General features: G+C 43.2%; 11 protein-coding genes. 8 read left to right on the forward strand and 3 right to left on the reverse strand.

Annotation, left to right across the window (positions count from 1 at the left end; genetic code table 11):
• The first annotated feature begins 34 nt into the window (after nt 1-34).
• Nucleotides 35-1,066, forward strand: coding sequence for a glycosyltransferase family 4 protein (locus DMO16_RS18155; RefSeq protein WP_129479105.1), 1,032 nt, complete (start codon nt 35-37; stop codon nt 1,064-1,066).
• Between the two features lie 538 nt (nt 1,067-1,604).
• On the opposite strand, the gene DMO16_RS18160 is transcribed toward DMO16_RS18155, so the two are convergent.
• Nucleotides 1,605-2,561: a patatin-like phospholipase family protein gene (locus DMO16_RS18160; RefSeq protein ID WP_129479107.1), complete on the reverse strand. Its 957-nt coding sequence runs from the start codon at nt 2,559-2,561 to the stop codon at nt 1,605-1,607.
• Between the two features lie 357 nt (nt 2,562-2,918).
• Here DMO16_RS18160 and DMO16_RS18165 point away from each other — a divergent pair, with 357 nt between their 5' ends.
• A complete protein-coding gene (locus tag DMO16_RS18165) occupies nt 2,919-3,881 on the forward strand; it encodes a DUF6454 family protein (RefSeq protein WP_129479110.1) in 963 nt (320 codons plus the stop codon).
• Between the two features lie 144 nt (nt 3,882-4,025).
• Here DMO16_RS18165 and DMO16_RS18170 read toward each other — a convergent pair whose 3' ends face one another.
• Entirely contained in the window at nt 4,026-4,991 is a 966-nt protein-coding gene (locus DMO16_RS18170) for a patatin-like phospholipase family protein (RefSeq protein ID WP_129479112.1), read from the reverse strand.
• Between the two features lie 425 nt (nt 4,992-5,416).
• On the opposite strand from DMO16_RS18170, the gene DMO16_RS18175 reads away from it, so the two are divergent.
• Nucleotides 5,417-6,259: a nucleotidyltransferase gene (locus DMO16_RS18175; protein ID WP_129479119.1), complete on the forward strand. Its 843-nt coding sequence runs from the start codon at nt 5,417-5,419 to the stop codon at nt 6,257-6,259.
• A 212-nt stretch (nt 6,260-6,471) separates the two neighbouring features.
• Here the strand turns inward: DMO16_RS18175 and DMO16_RS18180 are convergent, their stop codons facing one another.
• The gene (locus DMO16_RS18180) at nt 6,472-6,810 is read right to left on the reverse strand and encodes an NIPSNAP family protein (protein ID WP_129479121.1); all 339 of its coding nucleotides are present in this window, start codon (nt 6,808-6,810) and stop codon (nt 6,472-6,474) included.
• 597 nt (nt 6,811-7,407) lie between these two features.
• Between DMO16_RS18180 and DMO16_RS18185 the strand changes: the two genes are divergently transcribed.
• From DMO16_RS18185 to DMO16_RS18205, 5 genes are read left to right on the forward strand one after another with little or no spacing between them, the layout of a single operon-like run.
• Nucleotides 7,408-8,196, forward strand: coding sequence for a response regulator transcription factor (locus DMO16_RS18185; RefSeq protein ID WP_129479123.1), 789 nt, complete (start codon nt 7,408-7,410; stop codon nt 8,194-8,196).
• On the forward strand, nt 8,197-9,270 hold the full coding sequence (locus DMO16_RS18190) for an XdhC family protein (protein ID WP_129479125.1): 1,074 nt from the start codon (nt 8,197-8,199) through the stop codon (nt 9,268-9,270).
• Nucleotides 9,267-9,875 carry a nucleotidyltransferase family protein gene (locus DMO16_RS18195; RefSeq protein ID WP_129479127.1) on the forward strand — a complete coding sequence of 203 codons (609 nt, stop codon included), beginning with the start codon at nt 9,267-9,269 and terminating at the stop codon, nt 9,873-9,875. The genes DMO16_RS18190 and DMO16_RS18195 overlap by 4 nt, the downstream gene beginning before the upstream one ends.
• Nucleotide 9,876: 1 nt before the next feature.
• On the forward strand, nt 9,877-12,306 hold the full coding sequence (locus DMO16_RS18200; protein WP_129479129.1) for a xanthine dehydrogenase family protein molybdopterin-binding subunit: 2,430 nt from the start codon (nt 9,877-9,879) through the stop codon (nt 12,304-12,306).
• The gene (locus tag DMO16_RS18205) at nt 12,306-12,761 is read left to right on the forward strand and encodes an SRPBCC family protein (protein WP_129479131.1); all 456 of its coding nucleotides are present in this window, start codon (nt 12,306-12,308) and stop codon (nt 12,759-12,761) included. Before DMO16_RS18200 ends, DMO16_RS18205 begins: the two co-directional genes overlap by 1 nt.
• Nucleotides 12,762-12,771 lie beyond the last annotated feature (10 nt).

Consider the following 12,771-nt stretch of genomic DNA (forward strand, 5'->3'; position numbering starts at 1 on the left):
CCGTTGTGGGATTTAGCAGAAGGGAGAATATGAATTGAAGGTTTTACATTTTCCAAATAGCTTACCTATGATAATTCAATCTAATGCCCTTAAACAAATTGGTGTGGATTCTACATCTGTACAATTCAAGACTCATTCATTTAGATTCAAACCTGATATTTGTTTAAATATGGAAAAGATGTCTGGATCAAATGTTAAAAATTTAATGAGGGATTTCCTTGAAAAGGCAGCTAACGAATATGATCTTTTTCATTTTCATGATATGCCGACTGGTGTTCCCTATACACCAACTGAGAAGGATCTTGCGGTAGTAAAACAAACAGGTAAACCTTTGCTTATTCAGCACCATGGATCGGAAGTTAGAAGACTGTCTATTGCTAGAAACCTTGGGAACCCCTATGTCAAAGTGAAACCGCAATGGAGTAATGAGAAGATGTTAGTAAACCGTTTGACTCAATGGGGTAAGATTTTTGATCATGCCATTATCGCTGATCATGAGCTTTTTCCTTATATTGAAGGTTTCTATAATAATATACATGTTATCCGGCAACCCATTGATATATCTAATTTTTCTCCAATATTTCCTGATCCTGATACCCCAATTCCTTTAATTGTTCACGCTCCCTCTCATAGAGAAATAAAAGGAACTGCATTTGTATTGGATGCGATAAAACGGTTAGAAGCTGAAGGTTATAAGTTTAATTTCAAACTAGTGGAGAACATGAACCATACGACAGCAAAAGAAGTATATCAGAAGGCAGATATCCTAATCGATCAAATATGCATTGGAGGAATTGGTGTATTAAGTCTTGAAGGAATGGCTTTAGGAAAGCCTGTACTATGTTATATTCGTGATGACCTATATGAAAAGTATCCTCGTGAAATTCCTATCCTTAATGCTAATCCGGATACAATCTACGAAAAATTAAAAGGTTTAATCCTTAACCCCGCAAGTCGGAGGGAACTTGGGATTAAAGGCAGAGAGTATACTGAAAAGCACCATGATTCAATAAAAATAGCCGAACAATTCAAGTCCCTTTATGAAAAGCATTTGAAAGAAACCTAGTTCTTGAATATAGAACAACCTTAAAATGGACTTATGAAATGGAAGCGAGAACGTTTAGTTCCCGCTTCCATTTTCGAGCTTAATAAGTTATTAGCTAACTCCGATTCCCTTAATCAGGATATCATTAAGGCCTATGGGTCAGGTAATAGGTGAATGGATCGGATGCAGGAGAAGAGGCTTGTGGGGGCCTCTTCTTTTTTGTGCGTAGGGAGAGAGGTTGAAATAAATATAGCGAAATTTGTTGAAACTTATTAAGCATAAACGGTTCGCGCATAATAGAGGAATTTTCGCAGATAAAGAGCAAGAATTCGCGGATAAATAGCCTAAATTCGCTTATAAGTTAATTTATGTAAGAGGCGTGGTAAAATCCTCTTCTATTCCAATAAATTGGCCGATAAGAGGCTAAAATCGTTTTGCGGACTCTATTTAACTGCTTTAATAACTCAAATGCCTTCTTTTTAACACGATATATCCCCGTAAACCACAAGCAAACAGCAAAAAGCCACCCGATTTGGGCGGCTTCCTTACATTCCTAACATCAACCCCAATTCTTCTCCACAAATCGAACAACAGGTTCTAAGTTAGTCTCATTTGCAATCTCGATCAAAGCGGGGACGACGGTTGGATCGGTTTTAGAGAAATTAGGGATGCGTGGATCCAGCCGATAGAAGCGCTTGCCGAGCAGGTTCTCACTAACCATCGATTCATAATAGGCAGAGCTGCTGCTGGTAATTTGCAAAAAGGGCAGCAGCGGTTCATTCGTTGAATGATCCAGGAGGACGCCCCAGTTCGGTGGCAGGTCCTCCAGGTTTTCAGGACGGATGTTATCTGCGCTGACCATTCCCCAGCCTCTGGTATCTCTTCTTAACTGTGTTGGCTGTTCGCCTGTTCCGATGGATAAAACCGCAATTTTGTTCAAAGGGACGCACGCTTTACCAACTGCGAACGAAATGCAGGCCGTACATGGGTTTGTTGCGACGAGATAGCCATCCGCATAATTCTGGTAGGCGCGTTGTGCCGTGGGTGCGCCGCTGCTCCGGAGGATAACATCGCTCACTTTTTCATTTAAGTAGGGAGAGCCAGGGAAGTTGTTGAACAGCACAGGATTCCACCGATCCACTTCTGGGTCGTACAAGTGAAACGAAGGAATAACAACTTTTGGTTTTAAGTCTTTAAGACGAAGGTGATCCGGGAAAAACTCCCGAATCGCTTTAATAAAGCCGGAGAATGGCAATTGCTGATTAAAAACAGGACCACCTGGCCGCGAAACACTGAATGCCGGCAGAATTTCTTTCTTGAAAAAACGGAAGGTTTCTTTTGGCGTTCTTCCGCTGGCTAGCGCAAGAGCGGTAAAGGAACCGATGGAATTTCCGGCGAAAACATCCGTTTTACGAACAAGTTGTGGCGTTAATTTCACCAACCGGTTCAAAAGCTGTAAGCTTAATGCCCCCAAAACTCCGCCTCCGTCAAAGGTCATGATCCGGTATTTGCCCAAAGAAAATTCTCCTTTCTATTCCGATCACAAGTATCCTTCAGTTTATGTTAGTTTGGTTGCAATTGTATGGGCGAAAAAACTCCCTTTGTTGAACCCCGAGTAAACACAAAAAAGCCAACCGAGCACAAGCTGCTGGCGGCCTTATCCCTTCCTTTATCGCCAAAAATTACTGAATGACTATGGAGGAGGTCCGATCGCAGTGGTGTTTTGCTTAAGTTCATGTCCTCAGGTAAATTTGTTCTTGTATTTTGTAAGCAAAAGTTTACAAATATCAAATAATCAAATTACTCTTTCTTAATATCCTTTGTGTAAGGTTAAAAAGACAACTTGATATTAATAAACTGAGGAGGATGAATAATGAAAAAAGTAATTTTTGCAATAGCAGCCACCATTGCTATTAGTACTTTATCAACTGCGTTTGTCTACGCTGATGCTCATAATTCCGGGAAAGAAGAAAATGAAATGGTTGAGAAATTTCAAGACCTTACACGGGATAATACCTGGGAACAAAAAGGAAAAATCGATCTTAAATTTAACACTTATCATCCACAAGGAATGACGAAAGTTGGAGACGTTTATTACATGTCTTCCGTAGAAATCATAGAAAAACCGGTAAAATACAATAAGCCTCAAGAAGGTTATGACCGTACACCAGGTAAAGGCATTGGCCACCTTTTTGTATTCAATAATGAAGGTGAACTTTTAAAGGATATTAAGCTTGGTGAAGGCAGTATATACCACCCAGGTGGCATTGCCTATGATGGTAAATCGGTTTGGGTTCCCGCTGCCGAATACCGCCCAAACAGCAAGTCAATCATATACAAGATAGATCCTCAAACAATGAAATCTAAGGAAGTGTTCCGCGCAAATGACCACATTGGTGGAATTCTTCGTGATGGAAAACATGGAACTTTAAAAGCTGTAAGTTGGGGTTCAAGATCCTTTTATGAGTTTAATGAAAAAGGAAAAGTACTTAGCAAATCAAATAACCCTAGTCATTTCATCGATTATCAGGATTGTGAAAACGCAGGAAAAGATAGCATGATTTGCAGTGGCATTACTGAATTGCCACAACATGGATCTGCCAATGATAAATATGAATTAGGTGGACTAGCTTTACTAGATATGAGAACAATGGATATGGTTCACGAATTGCCCATTACTCTGTTTTCGACTCAGGGACATGTTGTGACACGGAATCCAGTATTTCTTGAAAATACGAAACAAGGAATAAAAATGTACGCTGTTCCCGATGACGATCAATCTTCTATGCTGGTGTATGAAACAAAAGTCAATAGAACGACCGGGCAGGATAATTGAACAGCGTAGGTTGTTGAGGCCTATCCTTATCCACTAACGGTTTAGATTAAATCTGCATGGATAACCCAAAAGGCATTCTTTTTCACACGAAAATGCCTCAAAACTAATAGAATTTAGTCAAGTTCTCCTCTCGCCAACGTCAGTCTACTTGCATACACCCCAATAGTTCTCCACAAAACGAACAACCGGCTGCAAATTGGTTTCGTTCGCAATCTCGATGACAATGGGAGCGGAGGCAGGGTCGGTTAGGGAGAGGCTGGGGATGCGCGGATTTAAACGAAAAAAGCGTTTGCCCAGCAGATTGCCACTGATCATGGTTGCATTAAACGAGGCGCTGCTGCCGGTCACTTGAAGAAAGGGCAATAACGGTTCATCTGTTGCATGGTCTAAGAGGACGCCCCAGTTTGGAGGCAAATCCTCCAGGTTTTCGGGACGGATGTTATCTGCGCTCACCATTCCCCAGCCTCTGGTGTCTCTTTTTAAGCGTGTCGGGGATTCACCGGTTCCAATGGATAAAACCGCGATTTTGTCGAGAGGTACACCAGCCTTCCCAACGGCCAACGAGATGCTGTCTGCACTGGGGTTTGCTGCAAAGATATACCCATCCACATAGTTCTGATAGGCACGTTGAGTAGCGGGAGCCCCGCTGCTTCTCAGAATGACATCGCTCGCTTTTTCATTTAAATAGGGAGAACCGGGGAAGTTGTGGAATAGGACAACGTTCCAACGATCCAATTTCTGGTCGTACAAGTGAAACGCAGGCACAACCACTCTGCGGTTTAAGTCTTTCAGGCGGAGGCCATCCGGAAAAAACTCTCGTATCGCTTGAATGAAATCGGAATACGGTAATTGTTGGTTGAAAACAGGTCCACCTGGCCGGGAAACACTGAATGCCGGCAGAATTTCTTCCTTAAAATAACGGAAGGTCTCTTTTGGCGTTCTTCCGCTGGCTAGCGCAAGGGCGGTGAATGAACCGACGGAAGTGCCGGCGAAAAGATCCGTTTTACGGACGAGCTGCGGGGTTACTTTCGCCAATCGGTTCAAAAGCTGTAAGCTTAATGCCCCCAAAGTGCCGCCTCCATCAAAGGTCATGATCCGGAATTTGCCCAAAGTTAATTTCTCCTTTCTATTCCGAACAAAAGTATCCTTCAGTTTATGTTAGTGTGGCGGCAGGTGTATGGGCGGAAGATCTCCCTTATCCACCGATCTTTTTTGTTTCAAAGTGATAAACTAAATCATGCCGCAAGCAACTAACCGCAAAAAAGCCAACCGGTCACACATTAAAGGATTCCGTTTTCGGTTGCTTTATTGATCAAATGACATAATAAATGACGTGTGAATTGGCACACGTCATTTTCCCTATTTAGTCTAGTTTTAGCTTGTTTCCTTATTTTTGGCACTGCAAATGACATTATATTTTATAATGGACAATAAGTAGGGTGGATCAAAATCAGTGCCACTTGGGATGCTGGCAATATGCGCTTCGCATCTAACCAACGGGGCAGATTACTTAAAGAAAGCAAGGGGGAGATACGTTGACTGATATTAAAAATATTGGACGTTTTTGTTCGACCAATGATAATGGTTATATAATAAACGACTCAAATTTAGAGAAGGTTAAACCTGAATTTTACAAGGTGATAGAAGAGGTAGTAGAAAATTACCAAAAACACTTAGGCTCCGATCTGCATAGTGTATATGTCAGGGGGTCAGTTCCCCGTGGATTGGGTATATATGGGGTTTCAGACTTAGATACAATAGCAATAACGAATAGAGAAACGAATGATATAGACATGAAATGGGTGGATAAAGCAGAAAATGACTTGAATAGAAAATATGATTGCATAAAGGGTGTAGAGTTTAGTTTCTATTCCATTGAAGATATGATAGAAACCATTAACTTTTCAATCATTCCGTTTATGATTAAGACTCATAGTGTTTGTGTATATGGAGAAGATATAAGGGGGAAATTACCTAACTATAAGGCAGATAAAACACTTGGGAACCAACATCTTGTTAACCTAAAGAATCAAATCAGACAAGCTAAAGAAGACGTTGTAGGCAATGACGATAAAGAAGATATATTGGATTGTTGCGTATGGATTATGAAAATCATCGTTAGGGCAGGTCTTGCACTTGTCATTGAGAAAGAAAGGAAGTATACAAGAGACTTGTACCCGGCGTATGAGATATTTTCTACTTATTATCCAGAGAAAGAGTCTGAAATGAAACAAGCAGTTAAATATGCTATTAATCCTACAGAAAATGGAAATGCGATCATTGTTTTTTTAGATGATATGGGAACGTGGATGATAAACGAAGCTGATAAATGGTTGCAGGTGCACAACCCCCAAAAGGTAAGTAATATGAAAATGTAGAAAAGGACTTCAACACTAAATTTGTGATACGTAAATAGTTGTACGTAAACAAAAGGTGCTTGAGTTGAAGACGAACTGGCAATTTATAATAAAAGGCTCTTTTCGCATAGATTGTTGTTTTTTTAACCCCCTAAATAGTATAAAGAATCACAGCCATTCTTCGATAGACTGGCTGTATTCGTTATTCAATACTAGTTTGCATAGAAGATGAATTATTTTAGTGTAGACTCTAGTGCTTCATTTTTAACTTCAAGTATGTACTTACTAAGCACCTGTTCTCTACCGCCATTTTTTTCGTACCAATTTTTAATCCTTTGAACATGTGCTTTATCATTTTTCACATTTGTTTCAATTTCCACATATTTTTCATAGCTGTCATATTCCCATATAGCAAAAATTTCGACAGTATTGTCCTTGTTATCCCTCATCCATCTCCCTACCAAGCGTGCACCATGCTTTAATTGATTAGGTAAGTTTGTATTGTTGAAGTGAGCATTGAACTCCTCAACAAAATCACTTTTAACAGTATAAAATTTTCTTCGATAAAACATATCTGAACCTCCTATTATGTATCGCCTGTTCGTTTATCCTTCACAATCCTGCTACGTTTGCTGAATAAGCACTGGAAAAATAATACCATAAAAAGTAAATTTGAACTTGTCTTATTTAAAAGCAACAATCTTTACGAAAAGTTTATTGTAAAAGCACCTCAAAACGGAATCCTTTAGTCACGCCGATCCTGTGAATGGGCCAAACATCTCCATGGAATTTTTTTCAGAGAAGAACCCTGAAATCCTTTATGTCAGTCTATGTCATTGACCGGGATGCAGCGATTGGTTGAGCGCTCTTTTTTGTAGATTCTGCTCGGAGGAGGGTTTATGAAAATGACGTGATATGCAAGTATTCTTTGTCGAACCGCAAGTAATCTCATAAATTCACAAAAAAGGAAACACGACCTCGCTGTCTGTTGTCGGGGTGGTGTTATTATGGTTTGATATAGATAAAGATTCTACATATTTCGACTTTTTATAGTCGGTTATCTTAACAATATCAGAAAATTATAACAAAATTTTAAAACGATCAAAACTCGATTTTAAAACTGCTGATTTTGTAATTGCGTTACTTTAAGGATGTGAGGGGGGGCACACGTGTCGGAATTACTTATTGTCGATAATGATAAACAATGCCGAAGAGAAGTTTGTGCAATCATTCAGGAAAGTAAATACAGCTTTTTATCCATTTATGAATCCAGTACGGCCCATCGAGGGATGCTGTTGCTGAAACAAAGCAAGCCGAGCGCACTCATGATTGATATTTCTTTGCCAGATACCGATGGCATAGCGTTTGGCAAAATAGCTCTTCAGTTGTATCCGGACCTTCCGATTATCGTGATGACCCAATTAAAGATGTTTGAACTCGTTCAATCGTCCATCAATGCCGGTTTTTTGGGTTACTTATTGAAACCGCTTTCTAAAAATGAACTGATTGAAACGTTAGACAGGGTGTTGATTCCTGTTCTGAGCAAAAGTATAAACCAGGTTATGAAATCAAATGAAGAGCCATTTACTGCAGATCTGAAAAATCCGATCGGCAGCGCCATCCAATACATGCAAATCTATTACAGCGAACCCCTCACATTAAAAGGTGTTGCAGACAAGGTATACCTGAGCCCTTCTTATTTCAGCAAACTGTTTAAAGAGGAAACAGGAATGACGTTTGTTGAATATCTGTCGTTTGTCAGAGTGCAAAAAGCCAAATCCCTGCTGAGAATGTCAACACTGCCCATTGAAGTGATTGCCAACAATGCCGGTTTTGCGAATTCGGGATATTTTGCCACTACCTTTAAAAAGCTTACTGGAATAACACCGAGCGATTACCGTGAGCAATTTCATTTAGAGGCTGAGCGGGGACTAACGATATCAGCTGGAGGTGTGTAGATGCTGCCGATTTATCTTGAAATGAAACGCTGTATCCAAAACGGTCTCCGGGGAGTTTTGGGGACAATTATCCGTACGGAAGGCTCTACCTATCAAAAGTCAGGGGCCAAATGCTTTTGGAGCGAAGATGGAACGTTAACCGGATTATTAAGCGGGGGGTGTGTTGAGGGAGACTTCATGGAACACGCAAAAGAGGTGTTGAAGTCGGCATCCTGTAAAACGATAAGCTATGATTTCCGAGGTGGCGGTGACGATTTATGGGGCCTTGGCCTCGGATGCAACGGTTCCATTGATATTTTCCTGGAGCCCTTTGATTCACTGGGTGACCCTGAAAAGGCAGCTCGTAGCATGGAGATCTGTCAAACGGCACTTGCCGATGAAGTCAGCATCGCCACTATTGTAGAAGCGCCTGACCCTGTGTTGATTGGTGAAAAATGGGTATGTGAACAGGTTCCTTTTCATCAATCCAGGGCAGGGGTATATTCCATCCCTTACGGGGAGAAAGAGGCCCTTGTATTTTCAGAAACCCTCACGCCTCCTCCACAACTGGTCATTTTTGGTGCAGGACCGGATGCAGTGCCTCTCATTAAGGGAGCAAAGCAATTGAACTGGCAAGTGACTGTCATCGATCATCGTCCTGCTTTTGTGAACCAACAATATTTTCCGGAGGCCGATCATCTCGTTTGTGTTTCAAAAGGAGAATGGCCTGACCTTCAGATAGGCAGCTATTCGTTTGTGGTCATTATGACCCATCATTTTGAACAGGATGCTCTTTTTCTGAATCAGTCACTGAAAACAGCGGCTCCATATATTGGGGTGCTTGGTCCGAACAAACGGACGTACCAGCTGTTGGATCAGATGAATTCCGGGCTTACCCAGGAGCAACTTTCTCGTCTCCACAGTCCTATTGGCTTGGATATCGGCTCAAAAACACCGGAAGAAATTGCGCTCAGTATTTTGGCGGAAATCACCATGATCTACCGAGACAAGGGAAGCGGAAATCCTCTTCATGTGATGAAGGAAACGAGCTTCACGAAATACATGGAAAAGAAAGTGGGTGAACTGGCATTGTGACTCCCCAAAAAAACACATGGGCCATCATTTTGGCAGCCGGGCAGTCAAAACGGATGGGAACGCCAAAAATGATGCTGCGCCACAAGGGAAAAACACTTATCCATCACGTCATAGATGCGGCTGTAAATTCTAAAGCAGACGGTGTAATCATTGTGATTAACCCGGAAGTAGACGGTTTGCTTGCAGAGGCTTCTGTTCCGGGGGTCAGCAAGGTTTTCTTGAATGATCAGTCGGACAGCGGATTGTCGATGTCTATGAAATCAGGCCTTTACGTGTTGCCGTCAGAAGCAGAAGCCGCCATTTTTCTGCTGGGGGACCAGCCCCTTGTCACCACCAGAGAGATTAATTTACTTCTGGAGGAGTTTCAGGGGAACCAGGCTTATTCCATATATCAATCGTCCTATCGGGGAAAGAAGGGACACCCTGTCTTGTTTCAACGGCGTATGTTCGACCGGCTGCTTGATGTCAAGGGCGACAAAGGGGGCCGCGAGGTGATCAGGCAATTTTCCGGAGAGACCCAAACCGTTGAAATGGGAAGAAGTCACCCTTTTGATATTGATACCAAGGACGATTACAGAAGGCTATTAAAAAAGGAGGTCTCCTAAAATGGGCAAAGTTATTGGCAAGGCCGTGACAAGAGTCGAGGACATGCGGCTGTTGACCGGACAAGGCAAATACATTGATGATATCGGAACCCCTGCCCAGACCTTTCAAGCGGCCATTTTAAGAAGCTCCAGCCCCCATGCCAATCTTGTTTCAATCGATACGGCTGAGGCTGAAAAGGTGCCAGGAGTAAAAGCAGTAATAACCGGTGAGCAGGTGAAGAAATACCTTGAGCCGTTCAGTGTAGGTGTCAGCGCTCCCGTTCATTATTATCCAATCGCCGTTGATAAAGTAAGATATGTCGGAGAGCCTGTGGCGGTCGTGGTTGCAAAAAGCCGATATATCGCCGAGGATGCGATGGAACGGATCAAAGTGAAGTATGAAGCGCTCCCGCCGGTCGTTGATATTGAGGGTTCAATGGAGGAAGATGCCCCCATCCTTCATGAAAACGTTGGATCCAATATCGCCAATCACCGTACGTTTCATTACGGAAAAGTCGATCAGGCGTTTGAAGAAGCGGACAGGATCATTAAGCATAAATACCTTTTTCCGAAATATACCGCAACCCCTGTGGAGACATACGGAATTATCGCAAACTATGAATCCAGTGAAAATCAGTATACGGTGCACGCTAATTTTCACGGACCATTTGTTATCCAGGCCATCATGGCTCAGGCACTGAAAATACCAAGCAATAAGCTGAGAATTATTGTTCCAAAGGACATTGGCGGAAGCTATGGCATCAAAGCGGGAACTTTTCCCTACATGGTGCTCCTTTCGGTGGCAAGCCGGATTGCCGGATGCCCGGTAAAGTGGATTGAAGACCGCCAGGAGCACCTGTCGGCCAGCTCCAGCGGAACGGACAGGGTAACCTATATTGAAGCGGCGGTCAAGAACAACGGGAAGGTAACCGGGCTGCGCATGAAGATGATCGATAATGTTGGTGCCTACATCAGGGCTCCCGAGCCCGCCTGCCTGTACCGTACACACGCAAATTCAACGGGTGCCTATGATATTCCCAACCTGCATATTGATGCTTACGCCATTATGACGAATAAGCTGCCTACAGGGCTGATCAGAGGCTACGGTGGCCAGGAACTGTATTTTCCTCTGGAGAGGATCATGCAAAGGGTGGCGTTCGAGCTGAATCTGGATCCGGCGGATGTTATTCGTGAAAATCTCATTAAAAAAGAACAGTTTCCTTACAAAACGGCTTCAGGCGGCATGTATGACAGCGGGGATTATATGAAAGGATTCGAACTGGCACTGGAGACCGGAAAGTATGAGGAATTCCGCAAAAAACAAGAAAAAGCAAGAAAGGAAGGGAAAATCGTCGGTGTCGGTCTTGCCTGCATTGTCGAACCTTCGGGGTCTAACATGGGATATATCACGGTGGCACTGACTCCGGAAGAACGGGCAAAATCGTTGCCGAAATCGGGCTGTTCGGAAGCGGCTACCGTTTCGATGGATCCAATGGGAAGCGTGAATGTTAGGATCAGTACAACACCTTCCGGACAAGGGCATGAAACCGTTGCGGCACAAATCGTTTCTGAGGTATTGAGCATTCCGGCGGATAAAATCAAGGTGGTGGCAGAGCTGGACACGTCCACAAGCGCCTGGTCCATTGCGTCAGGCAGCTATTCAAGCCGTTTTGCTTCATTAGGTTCAAGCGCAGTCTTTTATGCAGCGCACAAGGTGAAGGAAAAATTGATGAAAATTGCTTCTCACCAGATGAAGGTGAGTGAGAGTGAACTGGAACTGCGAGACGGAGCTTTTTATGAAAAGAACGACCCGACAAAAAAATATGCATTAAAAAGAGCGGCGGGATCTGCCCATTGGAATCCTCTTTCTCTTCCAGAAGGAATGGAGCCTGGAATCTATGAAACATACTATTACTCTGTAAAAGCGGCTGAGCCGCCTGATGAAAATGATCTCATCAACTCATCCGTCACGTACGGATTTGTGGCTGATCTGGTAACAGTGGAGATTGACCCGGATACTGGGGAGGTTCGTATTCTCGATTATGTCACGATTCACGATGCCGGGAAACTACTGAATCCACTCATCGTCGATGGACAAATCTTTGGCGGGCTTGCCCATGGGCTGGGCGGGGCGCTCTATGAGGAGCTCGTATACGACAACAAAGGGCAGCTGCTAACAGGATCATTCATGGACTATTTGTGTCCGACTGCCCCGGAAATCCCGAACGTGACAATCAAGCATATCGAAACGCCATCTCCCATGACTCCACTTGGTGCCAAGGGCCTTGGGGAAGGCAATACGATGAGTGCGCCAGTGGCTGTCGCCAATGCGGTGAGTGATGCACTCACTCCATATCAAATAGAAATTGACACATTACCGCTGAGTCCCAATCGAATTTGGACGCTTCTGAATCAAGCGAAGCAAAACAAAAATAAAGAGGTGACCGTCTGATGGAAGGAAAAGGAAATATGGTATTGGAGGCAGGAGTAAACAGAGCGTATGAAGTGCTCCTTGATCCTGCTGTGCTTGAAAAATGCATTATGGGCTGCAAAAAACTTGTGTTGGTGGGTGACAACAAGTATGAAGCAGAGCTGTCCATTGGAATTGCTGCTATCAAAGGAAACTACTCTTCAACGATTGAGATCCTCGACCTGGAAGAGCCCCGTCATTACAAATTGGCGGTCAAGGGTGAAGGAGCTCCGGGAACGGTAGAAGCCGTTGGAATCGTAGACTTGACGCCGGATGGCGAAAGCTCGACTCTTCTAAACTACTCCTATGAAGCAGAAGTAGGCGGAAAGGTAGCGATGGTCGGCCAGCGAATGCTCGGAGGGGTAGCAAAACTGGTGATTCAGGACTTTTTTAAGAAACTGGGCAAGGAACTAAAACGAATGGAACAGAGCGCCTAAAGAAAGGGGC

The sequence above is a fragment of the Fictibacillus sp. S7 genome (genome assembly GCF_004127935.1).
In the GTDB taxonomy this organism is placed as follows: domain Bacteria; phylum Bacillota; class Bacilli; order Bacillales; family Fictibacillaceae; genus Fictibacillus_C; species Fictibacillus_C enclensis.

Excerpts from the sequence above, each read along its gene's own strand:
- DMO16_RS18165 (WP_129479110.1), top strand. The coding sequence starts at position 2,919 with ATGAAAAAAGTAATTTTTGCAATAGCAGCCACCATTGCTATTAGTACT.
- DMO16_RS18180 (WP_129479121.1), bottom strand. The coding sequence starts at position 6,810 with ATGTTTTATCGAAGAAAATTTTATACTGTTAAAAGTGATTTTGTTGAG.
- DMO16_RS18205 (WP_129479131.1), top strand. The coding sequence starts at position 12,306 with ATGGAAGGAAAAGGAAATATGGTATTGGAGGCAGGAGTAAACAGAGCG.
- DMO16_RS18200 (WP_129479129.1), top strand. The coding sequence starts at position 9,877 with ATGGGCAAAGTTATTGGCAAGGCCGTGACAAGAGTCGAGGACATGCGG.
- DMO16_RS18190 (WP_129479125.1), top strand. The coding sequence starts at position 8,197 with ATGCTGCCGATTTATCTTGAAATGAAACGCTGTATCCAAAACGGTCTC.